This window comes from Kitasatospora sp. GP30 (genome assembly GCF_029892145.1).
GTDB lineage: Bacteria > Actinomycetota > Actinomycetes > Streptomycetales > Streptomycetaceae > Kitasatospora > Kitasatospora acidiphila.
Map to the genome: position 1 here is coordinate 34,447 of NZ_JARZAH010000008.1, position 23,491 is coordinate 57,937.

Sequence of the window (23,491 nt, forward strand, 5' to 3'; positions counted from 1 at the left end):
GCCGCGCTGCTGCCGCGGGTCGCCGCCGCCTCGGCGGTCGCCGCTGCGTTGGCTGCCGCTCCGCTGCCCGGAGTCCGCTGCTCGGCCGTGCTGTTGTCCGGACTGGTCACCGCTGGTCACCCGCTCTCAACTCGGTATTGATCTGCCGCCGTCCGGTCAGTGCCGTCTCCACCAGGACCACCAGGGTGCAGAGTCCGGCCAGGGCGGCCGCCAGCCAGAACACCGTCCCGGCGTCGACCCGCAGTCCGCCCGGCACCGCGGCGCCGACCATCGCCGACAGGTTGACCGTCGAGCCGAGCAGCGGTGCGCTCAGGCAGGCGATGCCCGCCCCGGCCGCCGCAGCGGCCAGTGCCTGCGGAAGCGCCTCGCAGAGGATCAGCACCACGCCCTGGCGCGGCCGCAGGCCCATGGCCCGCAACCGGGCCAGCAGCGCGGCCCGCTCCGGGGCGGCCCGCAGCAGGGTCAGCAGCAGTGAGAGCAGGCTGTACCCGGCGGCGGTGACGACTGCGGCCCAGAAGAGCTGCTCGGCGGAGTGCTGCAGTGGGTGCGCGCTGATTCCGGCGGAGATGTCGTCACGGGTGGCGATCGAGAAGAATTCGTCCACGCTCAGCGTGCCGGCGGCGGTGCTGCTGCTGGTCGGGGTCCCATTGGTCGGCGTCCCACTGGCCGGGGACGCACTCGCCCCCGCCCCCGGGCTGGCCCCCGCCCCCGCCGGTACCCCCGCCCCCACCGGTACCCGCACCCCCGCACCCCCGCGCTCGTCGGCCGCCAGCTCGCGTCCCAGCAGCGCCCGCAGGTTCGCGCTGCTGATGCCGCTGCCGGTGCCGAACCAGGCGTTGGGGTTGTCCACCAGGTACTTGGCGCCGGGCAGTTGGCGGGCGACGGCGGCTCTGGAGACGATCAGCACCGGGCGCGGCCCGCCGTCCGGCAGGGCCGGTGACCCGTGGGTGGTGCCGACCACGTGGTAGCGCAGCTCGCCGTAGGCGCCGGGCAGTGAGACGGCCTCGTCGCCCGTGCCGATCCGGCTCGCGTTCTGGTCGGTGATGATCGCGGGCACCGGCGCATCGGGTGCGGCGGTGGGTTGTTCGAGCAGCGTCGGGTCGATCTGGCCGTAGCCCACGCTGCGGGCCAGAGCCGCGTACTCGGTGGGGTCGACGATCAGCAGCATGCCGCCGGCGACGAAGCCGTTGAGCGTGGCGTCCCGGTCGAGCACCATGGCGGTGCCGCCGCGCACCCCGGGCAGTTTGGCCACCGCGGCCAGGAAGTCGGGCGGCAGCGTGATCTCGCCGTTGCCGGTCACCGTCGCGTCGGCGCCGATCATCTGCCGGGCCGCCACCTGCCGTTGCTGGTTCGCGGAGTCGAGCACCGTCACGCCGAACCCGGCCGTGGTGACCGCGAGCACCAGCGCGAGCAGCGGCAGCACACTGGGCGCCCGCCCCCCGGCTCCCCGGTCACCGCCGGCGCCCTGCCCGCTGCCGACCCCGCCGACCCGGGTGGCGCGGGCCAGCCCGAGGAACCCGAGCGCCCCCCTGCCCCGCCGGGCCAGCAGCACGGCCGGTGACAGCAGCAGCGGGAAGATCCGGGCCAGCAGCACCGCGCCGGCCAGCGCGAGCAGCAGCGGCGCCGAGCTCAGCAGCAGGTCCAGCGAGCTGCCAGGCGGCGCCACCCCGCGCCGTCGCACCGCGACCACCGCGCCGACGGCCAGCACCAGTGCGCCGAGCTCCGCGATCAGCCGCCGCGGGTCGCCGAGCGCCCGGACGAGGGCGAACGGGCGCCGCCCGGCGGCCCGTTCCGTCCGCTGGTTCCGGCCGCCGCGCGGTCCGTTGGCGCGCAGCATCAGCACGGCGCGGATCGGGAACGGCAGCAGCGAGGCCAGGGCGGTCGCCGCGCCGAGCAGCACCGCCGCTCCCCAGCGCGGCGTCGGAAGCAGCACCAGGGCGAGCGCGGTGCCGAGCACGGCGGCGGGCACCACCAGGACGGCGGTCTCGGCCAGCAGCCGCCCGCCGATGTCCCGCAGTGAGCCGCCGCGGGCTCGCAGCAGCAGGAGTTCGGCCTGCCTGCGGTCCACCGCGAGTCCGGCCGCCAGCGCCAGCAGCACCAGCGCCACCGCCCCCGCGCCGACCGGCCCGATCGCATAGATCGGGGCGGCCGCCGCCTGGTCCCGCTGCGCCTGGGCGAACACCTCCGGCAGTGGGGAGTCGAGCTGCAGATCCGAGATGGCGGTCTGGTCGCGCAGGCTGGAGGCGCGCTGCCCGTTGAGGATCGAGCTCACCAGTTGCTGCGCGGCGGGGATCTGGGCGGCGTGCATGTGGTTGGGGTCGACCGGGATCTGCCAGAACAGCTCGGAGGAGGCGTAGTCCGGCAGTGTGCTCATCATCGCTTCGTTGATGAGGCCGCTGGTGCTCCAGTACTGCTCGGGTGGCTGCTCCTGGTCGTAGACCAGGCAGGCGGTGAGGACGCACGGCGAGGCGTCCCAGAACGGGTCCTTGGGGTCGTTGGGTTGGAAGATGCCGACCACATGGACTTGGTCCTTGCCCGGCGTTGTGAGGAACGCGCCCACTTTGACGCCGAGTTGGTCGGCGGTCGCCTTGGAGAGCATGACCTCGTAGAGCGTGCCGCTCTTCAGCGCGTTCATGTAGGTCACCGTCTGCGGTGCCCGGCCTTGGACCACCGTCACGTGGTTGAGCTCTCCGACGATGGTGAACAGGTTGAGAGCGGGGTCGGGTTTGCCCGGCCGGGGCAGTCCGGGGTCGAGCAGGGGGCGCCCCTTGAGCGAGTGGGCGCCGTAGGAGGCGCTCCCCGGCGTCGGTGCCAGCGGGGCCACCAGCTGCTTCTGGATGGCGGATGCCACGTCGTTGACGGTGGTGATGTTGAACAGCCCCCGGGGGTCGCCCGTGGAGAGCCCGGAGTCGTTGTCCATGACCGTGGTGGACAGGCCGGCCCCCGGCTGCTCGGCGAGCAGCCGGGCCACCGCCTGGTCGGCGTCGCGGTCCAGGGTCCGGGGGAGCGCTGCGGCCAGGAAGCCGGTGCCCAGGACCAGCACGGCGAGCAGCACGGCGGCGGCTCGGCTGGTGCGCAGTCGGGTGCGGACCCAGGGCGCCGGGTTCCGCCCGGCCCGCCGTCCGTCCGGCCGTCCGTCCGGCTGCCCGTCCGGCCGGCCGTCCGGCCGTCCGTCCGGCTGCCCGTCCGGCTGCCCGTTCGGCCGTCCGTCCGGCTGCCCGGCCCGCCGGGCGGCCCGCCGAGCGCTCCACGTCGAGCTGGCCTTGTCGCGGCTCACATCTCCTCCGAGTGGCGCAGGCGGGTGGTGGTCTCGGCGGCGCGGGCCGGCCGCAGCACCCGGTGGACGGTGAGCAGCACCGGCAGCGCGGCGACGGCCGCCAGCAGCACCAGCACCTGCCCGATCGGCAGGGCGACCAGCGCCGCCGGGACCGGCCGCTCAGCGGTGGGGGTGAGGACGGTGAGCGGCACCACCAGGTGGACCAGCACCGTGCCGAGCAGGGCGCCGAGTCCGAGCCCGAGTCCGATCAGGATCCCCTGTTCGGCGGCGGCGGTGCGGGCCAGTTGCCGGTGCGGGCTGCCGAGGGCTCGCAGCACCGCGAACTCGACGGCCCGTTCGGCGGCGGCGCCGATGGCCGCGGCGGTGAAGCCGATCGCGGCGAGCGCGGCGGCGGCGATGGTGAGCGCGAGCAGTCCGGTCTGCGGGGCGGCGGTCAGCGGATCGGCCCGCATGCCCGTCACCAGGTCGGTGTCCAGCTGGAGTTGGCCCGATGCCGCGCTGGAGCGCAGGGCGGCGGCCATGGCGGCGGGCTGCGGGTCGCCCGGTCCTCGGCTGGGCAGCCACCACTCGGTCGGGCTGAGTGGGTTGTCGTTCTGGGTGGCGATGACGCGGTCGATGGTGTGCAGGTCGGCGAGGAGCGCGCTGCTGGGCCCGCCGGAGGGGCTGCCGGTGGTGGGCAGGGCGGGTACCACCCCGATGATCTTGAACCGCAGCTGGTCGGTGCCGATCTGCATCGGGATCTCGTCGCCGAGCTTGGCGCCGGCGGCCGTCAGGAAGTCCTTGGTGGCGAGCGCCGGGATGGTCGCGGGCACGTTGGCGCCGGTCGGGTTCGGCAGCGTCACCGTGGCGGCCTGGCTCTCGTTGCCCTGGCCGGTGCTGAAGGTCATGGCGAGCAGGTCCTGCGGGTTCGCGGTGGCGAGCTGGGCGAGGTCTGCCGGATGCTGCTCGGACCGGTGGTCGTCCAACTGCCAGTCGAGGTGGTCGGGGTGGCCGACCGGCTGGCCCGGCGTGCCGTCGCCCGGCGCAGCGATGATCTGGTGGACCGTCAACTTCTGGTTGAGCAGGCCCTCGAAGGACGCGTAGTACTGGGCCTGGACGCCGATCAGGGTGAGCGGATAGGCGGGGGCCCCGGCGGGACGGGCGAAGGCCGCGCCCAGGTCGGCGGTGACCGTGGCATCGCCGTTCAACGGCAGGTCGGTGCCCAGCGGCACGGTGAAGACCAGGCCGAAGCGGTCGTGCATCAGCAGCTGCAGGGTCGGGGCCGCCGGCGGGTTGGGCAAGGCGCCCAGCGGGAGCTGCGATGCCTCGGAGGTGACCGCGGTGGTCAAGCTGAGGTCCACGGACACCCGCAGCGGCTTGCCGGGCAGCACGAGGCCGTCGGCGGTGCTCGGGGCTTGGTCGGCGAGCGGACCGTACAGCTGGGCGGGGGTGCGTCCGCCGGTCAGGTCGTCGCGCAGCCGCACCGAGTTGCTCGCCTGCCGGGTGTCGACGGCCAGCAACTGGCCGGTCTGGCCGCCGTTCAGCGGCAGCGCCTGCCGGGAGACCGGGATCACCCGGTCGCCGCCGGGCAGGCCGGAGAGCAGTCCGGCCTGGCCGAGCGAGGTGAGGCTCAGCCCGCTGATCCGCAGGCCGCCGACCGAGCTGAAGTCGGCCTGGTCGCGCTGCGAGGCGCTCAGCGTGGCGGCCTGGCCGAGCGCCAGCATGCCCATCGAGACGGCGAGCACCATCAGCAGCACCGGCCCGGCGTTGCGGCGCGGCCGGCGGGCGAACTGCCAGCCTGAGAGCGCGGCCGGCAGCCCGCGGCCGCGGACGGCCCAGCGTTCGCCGAGCCTGGCGGCCAGCGGCAGCAGCCGCAGGGTGAGCATGGTGCCGGCGCAGAGCGCCAGGGTGGGGGCGACCACCAGCACCGGGTCCAGGCCGAGTTGCCCGCCGGCGTCGGTGGAGAGCGCGCCGCCGCCCGCCGTACCCGAGCTGTAGTGGTCGAGCTGCAGGTAGGCGAGCCCGGCCAGGACAAGCAGCGCCACGTCGGCGCCGGACCGCAGCAGGCCCGAGGCCGCCGCCTGCCGCCGGCCGGAACGGCGTTGCAGCACGGCCCCGCCGGCCCGCAGCACGTTCGGTACCAGCACGATGAGCACCGCGCCGACGGCGGTGGCCATGGTCACCAGCCAGGAGCTCGGGGCCAGCCCGTTGCCGAGCCGGACGCCGGTGCGGGCCAGCGGTCCGAACCGCCCGATCAGCCCGAGCACTGACGGCAGCAGCAGCGGCCCGAGCAGCCCGCCGGGCAGCGCCAGCAGCCCGGCCTCCAGCGCGGTGATCCCGGCGATCCGGCGACGGGCGGCGCCGCGCGCGGTCAGCAGCGCGTTCTCGGTGGCCTGGCGCTCGCTCAGCAGCCGGGTGACCAGGAGCAGCGCGGCGACCGCCAGCACCACGAGTTGCAGTCCGCCGATCACCAGGGTGGACCGGGCCACCAGCAGATCGTTGTGCAAGTCGCCGAGGGCGGCCGGTAGTTGGGTGGTGACGGTGTCCCCGGTGCTGTTCTGGAAGGCGCCCACGACCTGCGGCACCCGGTTGCGCAGCGCGTCCAGGGCGGCGGCCTTGGCGCTGCTGAAGTCGGCGGTGATCTGCCAGTTGGCGCTCTGCTGGGTGAGCGCGGAGCCGGTGAAGGCACTGTCCGGGACCAGCAGCGGGCCGTAGGTGGTGAAGCCGCTGACCGACAGTCCGTGGCCGCTCAGCTCGTCCAGCTGCCAGTAGCGGTCGGTGGTGTCGGTGGGGTGGTAGCTGCCGGTGATCAGTACGTCGCGGGACGAGCCGTCGTAGCGGTCGACCAGGTGCAGTGGCGCCGGCAGGGCGTCGGTGTGCAGTCCGAGCCGGGCGACCACGACGTCGGGCACCGCCACCTCGATCGGCGCGCCCGGGCCGGTGTCCTTCGGGAGCCGGCCGGCGGTCACGGTGACCCGGGCCGGGTCGAGCGAGGCCAGGAAGGTCAGGTCGGGGTCGGCGGGGCTGCCGTCGGGGTTGCGGGGTGCGGGGACGGGCGCGGGCAGGGCGAACGGGTGGCTGCGGGCCAGCCGCTGCACGGCGGTGGGCAGGGGGCTGAACAGGTCGCCGGCCAGCTGCTGGACCTGCTGCTCGGTCTTGCCGCGCTGGTCGGCGCCGCCGTCGGCGGTCACGTCGACGGTGGCCCGGTTGCGGTCCTGGACGGTGAGCGCGCGGTGCAGGCCGGCGTCGCCGACCCCGGCCTCGAAGGCGTTCAGCGCGGCCAGCGTGGTCGCGGTGAGCAGGACGGTCAGCATCGCCGCACCGGCCAGTGCGAGTCTGCTGCGCAGCCTGCGCAGGACGAAGCCGCCCATGGACGCTGTCCCTCCCCCGAAGTCCCCCGACAGTGGTGAATTCGGGCGCAGGGCAGCGAAGGGCAGGCTGCCGAGTAGCGGTCTGCGGAGCCCTGGCACCGAATACCGGGCGATGTTGTCAGACTGCGAACTCAGGTGGAAGGGTTCAGTGCAAAACGTGTCCGGAGCGAAAGCAAACGCGCACCGAACATGTCAAGCTCAGTCAATTACCCGCAGGTCACGCGGAGTTGACCATCGAGGCGGCGGCATAGGCCAGGTACTCCCAGAGCTGCCGGTCGGCGTCCGGGGCCAGCTCCAGCTCGTCCAGCGCGTCCCGCATGTGCCGCAGCCAGGCGTCGTGCGCGGCCTGGTCGACCTTGAACGGCACGTGCCGCATCCGCAGCCGCGGGTGCCCGCGCTCCTCGCTGTAGGTGCGCGGACCGCCCCAGTACTGCATCAGGAAGAGCGCCAGCCGCTCCTCGGCCGGGCCGAGGTCCTCCTCGGGGTACATCGGGCGCAGCAGTTCGTCCCCGGCCACCCCCTGGTAGAAGCGGTGCACCAGCCGGCGGAAGGCGGCCTCGCCGCCGACCGCCTCGTAGAACGTCTCCTCGCGAGTCTCGCCGCGCCCGATCTCAGTCACCCGACCATGGTCGCAGACCGTGGCCGGAGCCGGAACCGAGACGTCGGTCCTACGACTCCGGTCGCTACGACTGCGGCGGCGGAAGCAGCGGCTCCTGCCGAGCTCAGGAGCGGTGCAGGGTGATGGTGGTCCAGGCGCCGATGTGGATCCGGTCACCGTCGTTGAGCGCGACGGCGGTGTGCGGGGCGATCGGCTCGGCGCCGCCGTTCATCGTGGTGCCGTTGGTGGAGTCCTGGTCGACCAGCACCCAGCTGCCGTCCGGCTGCTCGGCCAGCAGCGCGTGCTGGTGCGAGGCGCCCGGGTCCTCCGGCGGCACCGACAGGTCGATCTCCGGCACGGTGCCGCGGTGCTGGCTGCGCCGGCCGATCCGCAGCTGGCCGCGACCGGTGATCGGGATCCGGCGCTCCGGGCAGTACGGCGGGAAGAACAGCCCGGAGGCCTCCGGGCCGCTGCGGGCCATCATGTCCGTGAAGTACTCGCGGTCCGCGGTGATCACGGCCACCCACTGGGACCTGACCGGCTCGGCCTGCGGCATCTGCTGGGAGGGCGGCGCCAGGTGGAACGAGGTGCCGTACTGCTCGACGCTGGGCTGCGGCGGCATGCCGGGCTGCTGTGCCCCGGGCTGCGGCGGCATGCCCGGCTGCTGCGGCGGCATCGGCCGGGACTGCTGCGGGGGCACCCCGGGCTGTCCGGGCATGCCGGGCTGCCCCGGCTGCGGCATCCCGGGGTGCCCGGGCGGCTGCGCGCCCGGCTGCCCCGGCTGCTGGTACGGCGAGTGGGTGGACGGCGCCGACCCGAACGGGTCCGCCGGCGGGAAGACCGGGTCGGGCTGCGCCGGCGGGAACACCGGGTCGGGCTGCGGCGGGTAGCCGGAGCCGGGCGGCGGGTAGCCGTACCCCGGCTGCGGCTGTGCGGGCCCGGGCGGCGGGTAGCCGTAGCCCTGCGGCGCGCCCACCACCGGCATCCCCGGCGAGGTGGACAGCTCGAAGTCGTAGCCGCACTCCTCGCAGTACCGGCCGGTCTTCGGGGTACGGCAGATCGGGCAGCCGACGCTCTCGGCGACCCCCGGGAAACCGCCCGGCATCGGCGGCGCCTGCGGCGGCATGGCCGGCGGCGGGGGCACCGGAGCGCCGAACGGCCCTGGTGCCCCGACCATGGCGGCCGGGCGCATCGCGAGGCCGCAGTAGTCGCAGTAGTCCTCCGACTGCGACTCGTGGCCACTAGGGCAGATCGGCATCAAGTCCCCCACATCTCGGCAGGTCCCGGCCCCCGACGGAACCAGTTTCACGACAGCCTCTCACGATACCGATGTGCCCGGCCGTGGTGAACGGCGGCGGGTCAGTGGAACACCGCGAAGGCGGCCTCCCACTGCGCGGCGGTCCGTCCGGCGACGGCGCACCGGCCGGGTTCGGTGGCCACCCGGTAGTCGGATCCGATGGTTCATCGGCCACGGTGTCGGACAGGTGGTGGCGCGGTTCGGCGACAAGATGCTGTTCCTGGACGGCAGCGACGCCGCCTCCGGCGCGCTGCCGGACCTGAACACGCTGGCCCAGGCGCTGGCCAAGATCGTCAAGTAGCCGCACCGGACCGGCCGAACGGCTCGGGCACGTCGCGGCGGCGACGCACCCGAGCTGTTCCGCCTCGCTGACGGCCGCTCAGCCCTCGCGCTTCTTGGCCGCGACCCGGACGGTCTTGGTCGAGCGGGTCTCCAGGGTCATCGAGTCGGCCTCGCTGACGTCCTTTCGGAACCTGACCGTGCCCTCCTTGGGGTCGACCACGTCGACCACCTTCTGCAGCAGCTTGAAGGTGCCCTCGTTGCCGGTCTGGTGGGCCAGCCGGACCGCCGCGCCCAGCTTGGCGGTGGCGGTGTCCATGTCGCCCGCCCGCTGCGCCTCCAGGCCCTCCTGGATCGACGAGGCGAGCTCGGCCTGCCCGGTGTAGTGGGCCACCTGCGGGCTGATCCGGGTGGAGGAGGCCAGGTCGTCCGTCCACACCGCGCGGACCAGGCCCTGGGCCAGCACCTCGGTGGAGCCGTCGGCGCCGGGCAGCACCAGGGAGATCCGGGCGGCCAGCATCTCGTTGCCGACCGCGGCGGACGGCACCTCGACGCAGACGTGGTAGTCGCGGCTCTCGTCGCCCCAGGAGCCGGTCGGGTAGTCGCCGGCCCGCGGCCCGGCCTCGGCCCGCCGCCCGGTGAGGTCCTCCAGGTCGGGCGCCACCTGCTTGACGAACTTCACCTGGGCGTTGGCCGGGGTCCAGACCCGCAGCGCCACGTCGGCGACCTGCTTGCCCATCGCGGCGGTCATCATCGAGCGGAAGTCCTCGGCCAGGTCCGCCGGTTCGGCCACGATGTCGGCGGTGCCGAGCAGCGCGGAGGCGATCTTGCGCAGCTCGGCGACCTCCCAGTCGGTGCCGACACCGCGGCAGTCGGCGGTGAAGTGGCCGCTCACCCGGTCCAGGGTCTTCTGCAGGTCCGCCGGCTTCTCGTGCTCGTTGCGGCCGTCGGTGAGCAGGATGCCGTGCCGGATGGCGATGTCGTGGCGGGTCAGGAAGAGCTTGTCGGCCAGCGTGAGCCAGGTGCCGATGGCGGTGCCGCCGCCCGCGGTCAGCTTGCGCAGCGACTGCTTGGCGGCCTCCCGGGTGGTCGGCGAGGCGACGGCCAGTGAGCCGTCGCCCGGGTAGACCTCGCGGGCCTCGTGGGTGCCGGCCACCACCGCGAAGGCCACCCCGTCGCGGATGGTGTCGATGGCCACGGCGGTGGCGTCCCGCGCGTTGCGCATCTTGGTCGGCGGGTAGTCCATCGAGCCCGAGCAGTCGACCATCAGGACCACCGCCGCGTCCTGCGCGGCGCCGGGCGCGGCGTCCGCGCCCAGGCCCAGCGGCCGCCCGCCGGTGGTGCCGCCGCCGGTGGCGGTGACGGTGACGATGGCGTTGACCTCGCGGGCGCCCTCGGCGAGGTACTCGTTCTGGAAGATCTCGGTGGCGAACCTGGGCAGGTTCGACTTGGTCAGACTGGCCATGACCGTACCCCTCTTGGCAAGAGTCGATGGGTGGCTGGTGCGTCGTGAGAAGACGTCAGCCGGACAACGGGTGAGTGGGCGTCAGCTCTGCTCGGTGGAAACGGCCGGCGGGAAGCTGGGCATCGGCGGAACGGTCGGCTTGATCACCGGCAGGTCGAGCAGGGTGTCCACCCAGCCGGACGCCGGATCCGGCAGCACCGGCAGCACCGCGACGGTGATGTTGTCGTGCCCGCCGGCGGCGACGGCGAAGGCCACCAGGGCCTGGGCGGCCCGCAGCGGGTCGGTGCGGGCGTCGGCGCGGACCAGGTCGGCCAGGCTGGTGGCGGCCTCGGCGTAGTTCCACAGGCCGTCGGTGCAGATCAGCAGCACCCCGGGCACATGCGGGGTGAAGGCGACGGTGTGCGGCACGACCTCCTCGGCGTCCGCGCCCAGCCAGCCGGTGATGGCGTGGGCCCGGGCGTCCGCGTAGGCCTCGGCCTCGCTCATCAGGCCGGCCGCGATCATGCCGGTCGCCCAGGAGTCGTCCTCGGTCAGCCGGTACGGCTCGGCGTCGGAGCGGTCGTCCGGGATCCAGTACGCCCGGCTGTCGCCGACCCAGCCCACGGTGACCACCCCGGCGGCGGCCACCGCGCTGACCACCGTGCAGGCGGGGGAGTTGTGCCCGGGCTCCGGGGCGGTGCCGTCGCCCGCCAGCGCGGCCACCGCGGCGGCGGCGCTGGCGATCGCGCCGCGCATCGCCGGCTCGGCCGCCTCGCCGTGCTCCAGCGCGGTCAGCAGCGCCTCACCGGCCGCGTCGGCCGCGGTCTGTGACGCCTCGTCGGGCCGGGAGGCGGACGAGACCCCGTCGCAGACCACCGCGACCACGGCCGTCCGGCCGTCCGGCAGCGAGGTGGCGGCCAGCGTGAAGGAGTCCTCGTTGCGGTGGTGGCGCACCCCGCGGTCGCTGACCCCGGCGCCGCCGGCCAGCGAGCGCTCCACATGGTCGCGCGGGCTCGGCTGGGCCATCCCGCAGGCCTCGCAGAAGCCGTCGGCGCCCACCTGTCCGGCGCCGCAGTGCGCGCAGACCTGCCCGGCCGCCGGTGGCAGCGCGAAGTCGGCCTCGGCGATCGAGGCGGCGGGTGCGGGCGGCGCGGCGGCCAGGCCCATCCCGCAGTTCTCGCAGAACACGTCCGCGGGGTCGAGCGGTTCGCCGCAGCCCGGGCACTCGGTCATCGTCACACCCACGTCCGCGGTCGGGACCGGTTGGCCCGCTCCACCAGTTCGATCCGGTCCTCGGCCCGCTCGGCGAGCCGGGCCAGTGATCGGTAGGACTTCTCCAGCGCGAACCGCAGTTCGCGTTCCTTGGTCGGCAGGGTGCCGAGCGCGGTGGCGACCGGCGAGTGGCCGGGGGCGCCGGCCAGCGCCCAGCCCAGCGTGCTCTCCAGCACCTCCACCGAGAGCTGCTCGCGCCGCCGGTCGTCCAGCCCGAGCAGGGCGAGTTGGGCGTTGCCCGCCGCCAGGTCGTCGCCGATCGGCTCCTGCGGGGTCCGGGCCCGCACCCGGGCCCGGATCGCGGCGATCCGGGCGGCGGTGTAGTGGGTGGAGACCTCCGGGATCGACTCCAGGGCGGCGACCGCGCCGGCCCGGTCGCCGCCGGCCAGGCAGACCCGGGCGAGTCCGAACGCGGCGCTCACATAGCCGTGGTCGGTGGTCCACACCAGCCGGTAGAACTCGGCGGCGTCGTCGTGGTTGCCCAGCAGCTCGGCGCAGATGCCGAGCGCCAGCTTGGGCGCGGCCTCGCCGGGGAAGGCGTCGTAGACCGCGTCGAAGGCCTCGGCGGCGGCCTCGACCAGCGGCCGGGTCTGCGCCTGGGAGGAGGCCGCGCCGGCCAGGGCCAGCTGGGACAGCCCGCGGTACCAGACCACCCGCCAGTCGTCGCCGTGGTCGGAGCGCAGCTGGGCCAGCGACTGCTCGGCATCGATGTGCCGGCCGAGCTCGATGAGCGCTCGCAGCCGGCGCAGCCGCAGCTCCACCGAGTCCGAGGTGGCGGTGCTCAGCGCGCCCAGCACGTCGTCGGGCCGGGTCGCCATCAGCGCGGCCAGGAACCCGGCGTTGGCGTCGCCCGGGTCGACCCGCGGCACCGGCAGGGCCAGCGCGGCGGCGGCCACGTCGGGCACCACCAGCCGCGGCACCCCGGCTGCGGGGGCCGGTCCGTCGGCGATCAACTCGGTGTCCACCACCCGTAGTTCGGGTCCGAAGAGGGTGGACAGGGCGGGCCTGGGCTGACCGTCGGACAGCGCCAGGATCTCCCGCAGCACGCAGGTCAGCTGGTCGGCCATCTCCTCGGCGGAGGCGAACCGGCGGGACGGGTCCGGGTCGGTGGCCCGCACCAGCAGCCGGTAGAACGACTCGTACTGGGCGAAGACCGGCACCTCCTCGGGGCCGGGCAGCTCCTCCCGGTAGGTGGTGCTGTAGCCCTGGAAGTCGAAGGTCAGCACTGCCAGGGTGCGGGCCACGGTGTACAGGTCGGAGGCGGGGGAGGGGCCGTCGGTCGCTATCTCCGGCGCCTGGTAGCCGACCGTGCCGTAGATCGGGCCGTCGTCGTCGAAGCGGCGGACCGCGCCCATGTCGATGATCTTGAGCGTGTCCTCGCTCTGGATCACGTTGTCGATCTTGAAGTCGCAGTAGACCAGGCCCCGGCTGTGCAGGTAGCCGAGCGCCGGCAGCGCCTCCAGAGCGTAGGCGATGGCCTGCGCCACCGGCAGCGGGTCGCGCCGGCCGTCCGGAGTGCGGCGGTCGTTGGCGATGTCCTTGAGGGACTTGCCGCCGACGTACTCCATCACGATGTAGCCGTCGATGCTGCCGGTCCGCAGATCCGGGTGCTCGACGAAGTTGATGATCCGCACGATGTTGGGGTGGTCCACCTCGGCGAGGAACCGCCGCTCGGCGATCGCCACCGCCAGCGCGTCCTCGTCGCCGGTGTCCAGCAGGCCCTTGAGCACCACCCAGCGGTCGCTGACCCGGCGGTCCACCGCGAGGTAGATCCAGCCCAGGCCGCCGTGCGCCAGGCAGCCCATCACCTCGTACTGGCCGCCGACCAGGTCGCCGCGCTGCAGCTTCGGGGTGAACGAGTAGGCCTGCCCGCACTGGGAGCAGAAGCCGTCGGGGCGGCCCGGGCGGCCGTTCTTCTCCCGGCCCACCGGCGCCTCGCACTTGCTGCAGAACCGCTTGCGCTCGGGCACCTCGGGGTCGACCAGCACCGCCTGCGCCGGGTCGCTCTTCGGCACCGGCGGCACGGTGACCAGGCCGGCGCCCAGCCGGCTGCGGCTGCCGGTGCTGCGGCTGCCCTTGGAACTGCGCACCGAGACCGAGCCGCGGGTGCCGGTCCGGGTGGAGCGGTGCGAACGGGACCGGCCGGACATCGAGCGGGACGAGCCGGTGCGGCTGGACGGCACCGAACGGGCCGAGCCGGCGCCGGAGTCGGGCGCGACCCGGGAGCCGGGCACCGCTGCCGACGCCGCGGTCCGCGCCGGGCCGGCCGCGATGCCGCACTCGTCGCAGAAGCCGTCGGCGTCGATGGTGCCGGCGCAGCCGGGCTGCGCGCACTTGGCGCCGACCCCCGTCGCGGTGGCCGTCCCGGTGGCCGTCCCGGTGGTGCCGGACACCCCCAGCGGCGCCAGACCGCACTCGGTGCAGTACCCGTCCGCGTCGATCACTCCGCCGGAGCACCCCGGCCGGACACACGCTTCGCCCATGGCTCTCATTCCCCCTGTCCGTCGTACCGCCGCGCGTCCTGCGGCGCGGCCGCGGGACGCAACGCCTGCTGGAACCTGGTCACCGCCGCGGCGGCCGCGCGCAGGTCGCACGGCGCGCTCCACAGCAGCCAGCGAGCCTTCTCGTAGCGCTCGATCACCTCGGGGTCCTCCGCGACCCCGAGGCGCGCGGCCATCGCCTTGTAGGCGTCCAGCCGGCCGCGCAGTTCGGCCCGGACCGCGAGCGGGGCGGTCACCTCGGTGAGGGACTGCCGGGCTCGCTGCAACTCCTGGGCCGCCTGCTCCTCCAGGGCGTCCAGCAGCGGCGCCAGCCGGTGCCAGAGCCCGTTCTGCCGCAGTTCCGCCGCCTGGTGCACGCCGTCGCGCAGCGCGGCCAGCGGCCCCGGCACGGCCGGCACCTCGGTGGCGGCGATCTTGGCCAGCACCTCGCCGCGGGCCTGCCGGGCCTCGCCCAGCGTGGCGTCCGCGCGGCGCAGCAGATCGGCGACCTGGTGCAGCCGCTCGTCCGCTTCGTCGCGCAGCCGCAGCAGCTGCTCCAGCTCGACCCGTATCGAGTCCAGGGTCCGGCCGGCCTGGTCGAACCGGGCCACGTCGACGGCGCCGGCCGCCGCCTGCTGCGCGGCGACCACGCTGGTGGCGCTCTCCCGGCCGCGCTGGGCCGGCACTCGGGCCGGGCGCCACAGCGCCAGCGGGTCGGCCAGCACCTCGGCCCGAAGCCCGGTCAACTCCTGCTCCAGGACGGACAGGTCGTCGCCCAGCGGATGGCTGCCGGGCCGCACCCCGACCGAGCCGGCCAGGCTGGCCACCCGGCGCAGCTCGGCCAGCAGCAGGTCGATCCGGGCCGGCAGCGCCGACCAGACCGCGTCGGCGGCGTTGACCACCTCCAGCACGGTGGCGTAGCAGGCGTTCATCCGGTCCATCAGCTCGGTCAGGCTGATCTGCTCGACCAGTCGGGCCGGCCCGGCCAGCTGGTGCGCCGTGTCGGGCAGTTGGCCGCCGGAGACGGTGACCGCCCGGCCGCGCAGCAGTTCGCTCAGCTCGGCCAGCTCCGGGGAGCCGGGCCGGCTGCGCCGGGAGCGCACCGCCCGGGCCGCGGCCAGCGCCTCGCTGTACCGGTCGAAGTACGTCCACAGCAGGGTGAACCCCTGGGCGGCGACCTGCCAGCGCTCCTCGGTGCGGCCGGTCAGCGTGGCGCCCTCCAGCAGCCGGCGGCCCGGGTGGTCCTGGAGCGCGAGCAGAGCGGCCTCCACCGCCTCGCGCTCGGCGGTCAGCCGAGTCAGCTCGCGGTCCACCTCCTCCCGGCTCAGCACCGGGCCGGATCCTGTCAACGCCACGCCCTTCCTCCTGATCTTCCTTGCTACGGCAGGTAGTTGGCGGCCGGCGGGCTCATCGGGCCGAGCCCCGGCTTCAGCCAGTGGTCGTAGCTGTCCTGCCAACCGCTACGACGGTAGTCCTCCAGGATCTGGTTGACCCGGGCCACCAGGTCGGGCGCGGTCTTGGCCATCGCGATGCCGTACGGCTCGTTGGTCAGCGACGGGCCGATCACCTGCATGGTCGGGTCCTGGGCGGCCTGGCCGACGGCGAGCGCATTGTCCGTCATGGTGGCGTCGGCCTGGCCGAGTTGCATCCGGACCAGGCAGTCCAGCTGGTTCTCCACGACGACCTCGCCGGACTGGCCGAGCGGATGCTTGGTCAGGTAGTCCTGCGCGGTGGAGGAGTCCGCCACGCACACCCGCTTTCCCCTCACCGCGTCGTCGATCGTCTTGGCGTGGGCCGCCTTCGGCACCACCACCTGCTGCCCGGCCTGGAAGTACTCGGTGGAGAAGGCCAGGTCGTTGAGCCTGTCACAGGTGATCGTCATGGTACGCGCGATCAGGTCGACCGAGCCGCTCTTGATGGCATCTATACGGTTCGCGGTCGGCACCATCTTGAACTGGACCTTGTCGGGATCGCCGAGCAGCGCCTTGGCGACCGCATGGATCAGATCGATGTCGAAGCCCTGCAGTTGACCGGTGACCGGGTTGCGGAAGCCCCAGTCGTAGCTGTCCTGGTCGACGCCCGCGACCAGCACGCCGCGGGCCTTGATGGCGGTCACCGCCGGCCCGCTCTCGCTGCTGCTGGGGCGGATGCTCTTGGTCGGGTCGCAGCTCTGATCGGCCGCCGCCTGGACTGCGGCCGTCTGGACTGCGGCCGTCTGGGTGGCGGTCCTGGGGGAGGCCGCCGCACTGGTGAGCGTGAACGGGGTGGCCACCAGCACGGCGGCCAGCAGTGCGGTCCTGGTGCGCATCCGGCCACGTCCCCTCATCGGTACTCCGCTCATCGGTACTCCGCCAGCCGGCGCCCGATACCCGTCAGCGCGCCCGCCGTGCCCAACAGCGCGAGCAGGCCCGCGGCCACGGCCACCGTGCCCGTTGCGTCGCGGCCGTCGCGAGCCGCGCTCAGGAAGTCGGCCTGCTCGACCTTCACGGCAGCGGCCAGGCTCTGGTCGGTCGAGTCGAACGAGTTTGCGGCGCTGTTGGCGCCGCTGCCCACGGTGTCGTCCAGGGCGCCCTGGTAGTCGCCGCCGTCGTTCTTGGCGCCGGCCGCGTTGTGCTGGTCGTTCCAGGTCTTGAACGAGCCCTGGGCGTCGGCGATGTGACCCGCCGCGCCCGCCGGGGCCAGCTTGAGGGCCTGGGAGAGCGCGGTGGCGTCGCTCATCTCGTCCTCGGTCCACTGCTGCGCGTACGTGGTGGTGGAGCCACGGGCCACCAGGTTGAAGTTCTCCGCGGTGCGCGCCTTCAGGGTGTCTATCCGGGCCACGTTGAGCGCCTTCAGCGGGGCCGCGCCGCGGTCGATGCTCTGCTGGAGCGACGAGTCGCTGGCCAGCACCGCCGCGCCCAGCCAGGCCAGCAGCACCAGCACCGCGCCGGTGGTGCCCAGCAGACCGGGGTTGAACACCCGGTTGGTGCGCCGGAACAGCCGCAGCTGCACCCAGACCAGCGCCGCCAGCACCACGACCCCGAGTCCGTAGGCCGCCCACGGGGTGGCCCGGGCGTCGCCGTAGTCGCTGTCCAGGCGGGCGAGTTCCAGCTGGGAGAGCGCCTGGGCCTGCGGCAGCAGCTGCTGCTGCATGCTGGTGGAGGCGTACCGCAGATAGGCCGCGCCGAGCGGCAGGCCCTGCCGGTCGTCGGCCCGGGCGGTCTCCACCAGGCCCGCGTAGACCGGCAGTTGCTGGTTGAGCTGGCTGACCAGGGACTGCGCCTTGGCCGAGCCGGTGGACTGCGCGGCGGCCTGGGTGAGCAACTGGGTCGCGGTGGACAAGTCGTTCTGGTAGCGCTGGCGCAGTGCGGCCGGCTCGCTGCCGGCCAGCAGGAAGCCGGCCGCCGCGGTGGTGTCGGCGTCGGCCAGCGAGCGGTAGATCTCGGCCGCGTTCTGACTCAGTGGCTGACTGTGCGTCACCACCTGGTCGGCCGCGTCGGTCCGGTCGGTCACCTGCCAGCCCGTCAGCGCGCCGAGGCCCAGGACCAGCACGCTCAGTCCGAGGGCGGCCAGCCGCAGCCGCCCGGGTGCGGTGCGCGCCGCGGCACGCCAGCGGTCCCGGCGGCGCACCCGGGCCGGACCGCGCGGCGGCGGTACCGCCGCCGTCTGTAGTACTGGTGTTGCCACCGCTCCTACCTCCCCCAAGAGCCCGACCGGGACCGGCTGCTGGCAGCAGTCTGCCACCGGGCTGTGCCAAGACGGGCCCGGCGGGTCCAAGACGCGAGCCGTACCTTATGCGGTTCCGCCTGCGACGCGGCACCCCCGGGGGCGCCCCGGGCGCGGTGATCGTCTCGGGATCGGCCATGATGGCAGCCGAGACCCGCCCAAAAGGGGCGAAGCATGGAGCCGAAGTGATGCAGACCGCACAGACCGTCCTGGCCGCGACCGGCTACCACGGGCCGCCGCCCTGGCAGTGGTCGGACCTGGCCACCTCGTGGACCGCCGAACCGGTGGTGCTGGCGCTCTCGGTGCTGCTCGGCGGCGGCTACCTGCTCGGGGTGGTCAAGCTGGCCCGGGCCGGCACCCGCTGGCAGCCCACCCGCACGCTCGCCTTCCTCGGCGGGCTGCTGCTGTGGATCTGGTGCACCTGCTCGGGCATGGGCGTCTACGAGCGGATCCTGTTCACGGACCGCGCGGTGCAGGTGGTGCTGCTGCTGATGCTGGTGCCGCTGCTGCTGGCGATGGGCGCGCCGGTCTCGCTGCTGGTCGAGACCTCGCCGCCGGCCCGCCGGGAGAAGATCCTGCGGGTGCTGCGCAGCGGCCCGTCCAAGGTGCTGATGTTCCCGGCGATCTCCACCGCGCTGCTGATGGCGCCGCCGTGGCTGCTCTACTTCACCCCCTGGTACGAGAAGTCGCTGAGCAGCGGCGCCTGGAACATCGGGACGCACGTCGCGCTGGTGCTGCTCGGCCTGGCCTACTTCTGGCCCAGGCTGCAGCTCGACCCGGTCGGCCACGAGTACCCGCACCTGGTGGGCCTCTTCATCACCTTCGCCGAGGTGATCTTCGACGCCGCCCTGGGCATCGTGCTGATCTACGGCGGGCACATCGTGGCCGAGCACTACTACACCGCGCTGGCCCGCCCCTGGGGCCCGAGCCTGGCCCAGGACCAGACCTGGGGCGGCAACAGCCTCTGGGTGCTCGGCGACCTGGTCGGCCTGCCGTTCATCTGCGCGCTGATCCGCCGCATGATCGTCCAGGGGCGGGAGGAGACCGCCGCGGTGGACGCCGCGCTGGACGCCGAGTACGAGCGGCAGGCCGCCGAGCGGGCCGCCCGGGTGGTCGCACCCGGGGGCGCGCCGGAGGAGGAACCGGAGCCCGAGGACGGGATGCGCCCCTGGTGGCTGGACGACCCCAACCTCAAGCACCGGTTCGGGTCCGGCTCCTGACTGCTCCGTCTCCTGGAGTGGGGGGCTCCGGATTACCATGGCCGCCATGCAGCTGACCGGAACCGTTACCCCCGACCGCCCTCTGCTGGTCCTGGCCGTGGCCGAGGAGGCCGCCTACCTGGACGGCGAGCTGCCGGTGCTGCTCACCGGCATGGGAAAGGTCAATGCGGCCTTGGCCCTGGCCACCGTGCTGGCCGCCGGGCCGCGCCCGAGCGAGGTGATCAACCTGGGCACCGCCGGCGCGCTGCGCCCGGGCCTGGCCGGCCGCACCCATGTGATCGGCACGGTGCTCCAGCACGACCTGGACGACCGGGTGCTGGCCCTGCTGACCGGCCACAGCTACGGCGACCCGATCACCCTGGCCGCCGACGGCCCGACGCTGGCCACCGGCGACCTCTTCGTCTCCGACCCGGTGGCCCGCGAGCAACTGGCCGCCCGGGCCCACCTGGTCGACATGGAGGGCTATGCGCTGGCCGCCGCCGCGCAGCCGGCCGGGGTGCCGATCCGGCTGGTCAAGCACGTCAGCGACGAGGCCGGCGAGGGCGCGGCCAAGGCCTGGCGGGAGAGCGTGGACGACTGCGCCAAGGTGCTGGCCGCCTGGCTGGCCGAGGACCGCGCCATGGCCTGACGACCGAGGACCGCGCCATGGCCTGACGGCCGCCGGTCAGGCGCCGCCGGCGGTGACCACCGCGTCGGTGATGAAGCCCGCCAGCAGCCCGACCAGGATCATCCAGGTGGTCAGCTCCTTGAGCGCCGCCCGGCGGGCCACCGCGAGCAGCTCGATCACCACGTAGAGGATCGACCCGGCGGCCAGGCCGAGGAACGCGATGCTCAGGTAGTCGTTGACCAGGTGCTGGCCGACCAGGGTGCCGGCGAAGGTCGGGCCGCCGCCGATCAGGCCGAGCAGCGCCAGGCTGCCCCAGGACGGCCTGGTCCCCTCGGCGGCCAGCGGGGCCACGATGCCGAACCCCTCGGTGGCGTTGTGCAGCCCGAAGCCGATGATCAGCAGCACGGCCAGCGAGATCTGCCCGGTGGCGGCCGAGTTGCCGATCGCCAGGCCCTCGGCGAAGTTGTGCAGGCCGATGCCGATCGCGATCATCATCGCCAGGTCGGCCGCGCTGCGCTCACCGCGCTCGCTCGCGGCGGCCAGCCGCCGGGCGTTCCACCGGTCGTAGTAGACCAGCCCGCACAGGCCCACGGCCAGACCGGCCGCCAGTACCAGGATCCCGGCCACTGCCGTGCCCCAGTGCTTGTCGCCGAGCGCCTTGTCGGTCGGATCCCAGGCGTGCGTGAGCACGTCCCAGACCAGGAACAGCAGGATCCCGATCGCCAGCGCGTTCAGCCCCGCGCGCAGCCGGGGCGCCGGGCGGCGCAGCCGGCCGATCGGCAGGCCGAGATAGATGGTGACGCCGGCGACGGCTCCGAGCAGGGCGATCTGACCGCTGGACATCCGGGCTCTCCGAGAGGGTCGGTGGGAGTGACGACGGCCGAGGCTAGGGCAGCGGCCTGGGAATGTCGTGAGGTTCTCGGAAATCGTTCGTCTACAGTGACGTAGACGGTGGCGTGGGCGATGGACCGAAGACGGAAACCGAAGACGGAAGGAGCCTGCCGGTGGGATCGGTCACTGGCTGGATCGCGGGCCTCTCCGGGCCCGTGGTGTACGCGGTGGTGGGCGCGCTGGTCTTCGCCGAGGACGCGCTGTTCGTCGGCTTCGTGCTGCCCGGCGAGACCGCCGCCGTGCTCGGCGGCACCATCGCCGCCGCGCACCGCGGGGTGAGCCTGCCGGTGCTGATGGCGGTGGTGGTGACCGCCGCGATCCTCGGTGACTCCACGGGCTACGAGCTCGGCCGCCGCTGGGGTCCGGCGCTGCTGCGCACCCGGCCGGCCGTCAAGTACCAGGCCCGGCTGGAGAAGGCCCGCGCCTTCATCCGCACCAAGGGCCCGGCGGCGGTCTTCTTCGGCCGGTTCGTCGCGCTGTTCCGCGCGCTGGTCCCGTTCCTGTCCGGGGTCTCCCGGCTGCCCTACCGCAAGTTCCTGCTCTTCAACGCGGCCGGCGGCACGATCTGGGGCGTCGGCTTCGTGCTGCTCGGGTACGTGGCCGGCTCGGCGTACGCCCGGGTGGAGCACCTGGTCGGCACGGCGCTGGCGGTGCTGATCGCGGCCCTGGTGGTGGTGGCGCTGGCGGTGTGGGTCTGGCGCAAGCGCCGGCGGGAGCGGGAGGCGTTGCAGTCGGAGGGGCAGCCGGGGGAGCGGGGCGGCGAGCGCGGCGAGGGGCCGGGCGAGGGGCAGTCGGAGGAGCGGGGCGGCGAGCGGGGCGAGGGGCAGCCGGGGGAGCGGGGCGAGGGGCAGGGAGAGGGGCAGGGCGGCGAGCAGGACGGCGAGTGGGGCGAGGAGCAGGACGGCGAGCGGCACTGACCTACCGCCGGGCCGCGACCGCCGCTCGGCGCTGCCGGCGGATCCAGTGCAGCCGCAGCGCCAGGCCGACCAGGACCAGGATCACGGCGTCGACGCCGGTGCCCAGGTAGATGTCCGGATCCCACTGCAGCAAGCCGATGCCGATCACGGCCGCCATCGCGCCGCAGAACAGGACCGTCTCGGGGACCGGGGATCGCTGCGGCTCACCCAGCAGCCACAGCCGGCGGACCGTCAGCGCCATAGCCGGCAGCAGCAGGGCGAGCCCCAGGGCGCCGTTCAGGTCATAGGCCTGGCCGTCGGTCGGCTGGCTGCTCGCGTCCTGCTGCCGTCCCTCGGCGCGGAGCGCGGTCGGCCGCCCGTGCCAGCTGATCAGCTCGACCCGGTCGCCCCCGGTCAGCCGGTTCCCGAGCGGGTCGACCCCGGCCAGCACCACGCGCTGCTCGGCGCCCGTGCCCTGGTCGAGCAGGTCCACCGTGGTCTGCTGGTTCCTGCCGTTGCTGATGTGCACCCCCTGGACCAGCTCGCTCTGCCGCCGGCGGCAGTCCGGCGCGTTCTGGGCCGTGCAGACCGGCGCGGCGAGGAACTGCGCGGCGGTGCTGACGGCGGACGGCAGCGCCAGCACCAGCAGCACCGCGCCGAGCAGCCCGCCCGCGGCCGCCACCGACAGGGCCACCGCGAGGGCCCGGCACTGCCAGGGCGCCCAGCGCCGCCTGGGGGCTCTCCTCTCCTCCCAACTGCGCGGCCGGGCCGGCGTCTTCCCCTTCCGCTGCTTGCGTCTGCGCTTGCTGCTCGCCACCAGGACCCCGTTTCGTCTGCGGAAACGGTACGCCTGCCCGATCGGGTGGCTGTCTGCGGTCCGTTAATCCGTTGACGTGCCGTTGACGGCCGGGCGAGGGTGGGCGGATGTCCGCCACCTTCGCGCCGCTGCGCCACCGACCGTTCCGCTGGCTGGTCGCGGGGCGCAGTTGCGACACCCTGGCCAACAGCATGGCCCCGGTGGCGCTCGCCTTCGCCGTGCTGGACCTGACCGGATCCCTGACCGATCTGGGCCTGGTGGTCGGCGCCCGGTCGCTGGCCAATGTGGCCGCGCTGCTGTTCGGCGGGGTGCTGGCCGACCGGGTGCGGCGCGGGGTGATCCTGCAGGGCACCGCGCTGGCCGCGGCGCTGAGCCAGGGACTGGTGGCGCTGGCGGTGCTGCTGCACTTCGCCTCGCTGCCGCTGCTGATCGGGCTGAGCCTGGTCAACGGGGTGCTGACGGCGCTGTCGATGCCGGCCAGTTCCGCCCTGCTGCCCCAGATGGTGCCGGCCGAGGAACTCCGGCCGGCCAACGCGGTCAACCGGATGGGCCTCAACATCGGGCTCATCGCGGGCAGTTCGCTGGGCGGTCTACTGGCGGCCGGGATCGGCCCGGGCTGGGCGCTGGCCGTGGACGCGCTGGTGCTGCTGGCCGCGGCGGGCGGCTACCTGGGCATTCGGCTGCCGTCGGCCGCGCCGGCCGACCCGGCTGCCGAGAGGACCCGCCCGCTGGCCGAACTGCGCGAAGGCTGGCGGGAGTTCACCGCCCGTCGGTGGGTCTGGGTGGTGGTGCTGCAGTTCATGGTGGTGAACGCTGCGGAGTCCGGCTCGATCACGGTGCTCGGGCCGGGGATCGCCGACGCCACCTTCGGCCGCGGCGTCTGGGGGCTGGTACTGGCCGCGCAGATGGCGGGTGCGGTCGTCGCAGGCCTCGTGGTGGCCCGGCTGGCGAGCCGACGGGCGCTGCTGGTCGGGGTGGCCGCGGTGTTCGCCATCGTGCTGCCGGTGCTGGCGCTGGCGGCGGGCGCGGGTGCCGTGCCGATCGCCGCGGCGATGTTCGTGACCGGCTTCGCGGTCGAGTTCTTCTGCGTGGCCTGGGACGTCTCGCTGCAGCAGAACATCCCGGAGGACCGCCTCGCCCGGGTCTACTCCTTCGACGCGCTGGGCTCCTGCCTGGCACTGCCGCTGGGCGAGATGGCCGCCGGGCCGGTGGCGGCCAGGATCGGCACCGGCCGCACCCTGGTGGGCGCCGCCGCGCTGATCGTGCTGGCCACGGCGGCCGCCCTGGCCGTCCGGGCGGTGCGCACCCTGACGGTGCGGGAGGACCAGCCGGCGCCCGAACTCGCCTCGGCCTGACCG

At 74.2% G+C, this 23,491-nt stretch carries 16 protein-coding genes; 4 read left to right on the forward strand and 12 right to left on the reverse strand.

Annotated elements, in window-relative coordinates; translation table 11 throughout:
• Positions 1 to 106 precede the first annotated feature (106 nt).
• The 10 genes from P3T35_RS14675 to P3T35_RS14720 form a co-directional block, all read right to left on the reverse strand.
• Positions 107 to 3,277, reverse strand: a complete 3,171-nt coding sequence (locus P3T35_RS14675; protein WP_180356602.1) for an FtsX-like permease family protein — start codon at positions 3,275 to 3,277, stop codon at positions 107 to 109.
• The gene (locus P3T35_RS14680) at positions 3,274 to 6,627 is read right to left on the reverse strand and encodes an FtsX-like permease family protein (RefSeq protein WP_101382510.1); all 3,354 of its coding nucleotides are present in this window, start codon (positions 6,625 to 6,627) and stop codon (positions 3,274 to 3,276) included. The genes P3T35_RS14675 and P3T35_RS14680 overlap by 4 nt, the downstream gene beginning before the upstream one ends.
• 217 nt (positions 6,628 to 6,844) lie before the next feature.
• A complete protein-coding gene (locus P3T35_RS14685; RefSeq protein ID WP_101382511.1) occupies positions 6,845 to 7,246 on the reverse strand; it encodes a globin in 402 nt (133 codons plus the stop codon).
• Positions 7,247 to 7,349: 103 nt separating this feature from the next.
• Positions 7,350 to 8,483, reverse strand: a complete 1,134-nt coding sequence (locus P3T35_RS14690) for an FHA domain-containing protein (protein ID WP_101382512.1) — start codon at positions 8,481 to 8,483, stop codon at positions 7,350 to 7,352.
• A 418-nt stretch (positions 8,484 to 8,901) separates the two neighbouring features.
• Positions 8,902 to 10,266 carry a VWA domain-containing protein gene (locus P3T35_RS14695; protein ID WP_101382513.1) on the reverse strand — a complete coding sequence of 455 codons (1,365 nt, stop codon included), beginning with the start codon at positions 10,264 to 10,266 and terminating at the stop codon, positions 8,902 to 8,904.
• An 81-nt stretch (positions 10,267 to 10,347) separates the two neighbouring features.
• Entirely contained in the window at positions 10,348 to 11,478 is a 1,131-nt protein-coding gene (locus tag P3T35_RS14700; protein ID WP_101382514.1) for a protein phosphatase 2C domain-containing protein, read from the reverse strand.
• A gap of 2 nt (positions 11,479 to 11,480) precedes the next feature.
• A complete protein-coding gene (locus P3T35_RS14705) occupies positions 11,481 to 14,000 on the reverse strand; it encodes a serine/threonine-protein kinase (protein WP_101382515.1) in 2,520 nt (839 codons plus the stop codon).
• A gap of 5 nt (positions 14,001 to 14,005) precedes the next feature.
• Entirely contained in the window at positions 14,006 to 15,352 is a 1,347-nt protein-coding gene (locus P3T35_RS14710) for a hypothetical protein (RefSeq protein WP_180356603.1), read from the reverse strand.
• Positions 15,353 to 15,375: 23 nt separating this feature from the next.
• A complete protein-coding gene (locus tag P3T35_RS14715) occupies positions 15,376 to 16,305 on the reverse strand; it encodes a glutamate ABC transporter substrate-binding protein (protein ID WP_180356604.1) in 930 nt (309 codons plus the stop codon).
• A 29-nt stretch (positions 16,306 to 16,334) separates the two neighbouring features.
• The gene (locus tag P3T35_RS14720) at positions 16,335 to 17,663 is read right to left on the reverse strand and encodes a hypothetical protein (RefSeq protein ID WP_280706226.1); all 1,329 of its coding nucleotides are present in this window, start codon (positions 17,661 to 17,663) and stop codon (positions 16,335 to 16,337) included.
• A 227-nt stretch (positions 17,664 to 17,890) separates the two neighbouring features.
• On the opposite strand from P3T35_RS14720, the gene P3T35_RS14725 reads away from it, so the two are divergent.
• Together P3T35_RS14725 and P3T35_RS14730 are read left to right on the forward strand one after the other, a co-directional pair.
• Positions 17,891 to 18,922 carry a cytochrome c oxidase assembly protein gene (locus P3T35_RS14725; protein WP_180356605.1) on the forward strand — a complete coding sequence of 344 codons (1,032 nt, stop codon included), beginning with the start codon at positions 17,891 to 17,893 and terminating at the stop codon, positions 18,920 to 18,922.
• A 46-nt stretch (positions 18,923 to 18,968) separates the two neighbouring features.
• Positions 18,969 to 19,550 (forward strand): nucleosidase, encoded by a 582-nt coding sequence (locus tag P3T35_RS14730; protein ID WP_180356606.1) that lies wholly within the window; start codon positions 18,969 to 18,971, stop codon positions 19,548 to 19,550.
• Between the two features lie 36 nt (positions 19,551 to 19,586).
• Here P3T35_RS14730 and P3T35_RS14735 read toward each other — a convergent pair whose 3' ends face one another.
• Entirely contained in the window at positions 19,587 to 20,372 is a 786-nt protein-coding gene (locus P3T35_RS14735) for a ZIP family metal transporter (protein WP_101382521.1), read from the reverse strand.
• Positions 20,373 to 20,533: 161 nt separating this feature from the next.
• Between P3T35_RS14735 and P3T35_RS14740 the strand changes: the two genes are divergently transcribed.
• Positions 20,534 to 21,337: a DedA family protein gene (locus tag P3T35_RS14740; RefSeq protein ID WP_101382522.1), complete on the forward strand. Its 804-nt coding sequence runs from the start codon at positions 20,534 to 20,536 to the stop codon at positions 21,335 to 21,337.
• A gap of 1 nt (position 21,338) precedes the next feature.
• Here P3T35_RS14740 and P3T35_RS14745 read toward each other — a convergent pair whose 3' ends face one another.
• Entirely contained in the window at positions 21,339 to 22,133 is a 795-nt protein-coding gene (locus P3T35_RS14745; RefSeq protein WP_143676910.1) for a hypothetical protein, read from the reverse strand.
• 107 nt (positions 22,134 to 22,240) lie between these two features.
• Here P3T35_RS14745 and P3T35_RS14750 point away from each other — a divergent pair, with 107 nt between their 5' ends.
• Positions 22,241 to 23,488 carry an MFS transporter gene (locus tag P3T35_RS14750; RefSeq protein WP_101382524.1) on the forward strand — a complete coding sequence of 416 codons (1,248 nt, stop codon included), beginning with the start codon at positions 22,241 to 22,243 and terminating at the stop codon, positions 23,486 to 23,488.
• The last annotated feature ends 3 nt before the right edge of the window (positions 23,489 to 23,491 follow it).